We start from the raw sequence: 235 nt of genomic DNA, 5'->3' as shown, positions 1-235 counted from the left end.
TCCCTATTATAATAAAGGTGCCGAATTATATACTAATTTTTATAAAAAAACAGATCACCAAAATCTATCTAAAATTATTCAAAATATTCATTGCCCTTGGTTAATTACTTACGATGACACTAAAGAAATAGAAAATTTATATAAACAAAGTAAACTATTTCAGTTTAACATTAACTACTCATTACAAACCAAAAAGAAAGGTAATGAATTGTTAATTATTTCACCAAAAATAAAA

The 235-nt window shown here is 22.6% G+C and carries 1 pseudogene; it reads left to right on the top strand.

The features are described from left to right. A pseudogene (locus PQG54_RS12375) lies at positions 1–235 on the top strand (DNA adenine methylase); the annotation flags it as partial.

This window comes from Commensalibacter communis, assembly GCF_947179015.1.
In the GTDB taxonomy this organism is placed as follows: domain Bacteria; phylum Pseudomonadota; class Alphaproteobacteria; order Acetobacterales; family Acetobacteraceae; genus Commensalibacter; species Commensalibacter communis.
The sequence above is the reverse complement of the archived record's forward strand: the minus strand, read 5'-3'. Positions and strand labels throughout refer to the sequence as shown.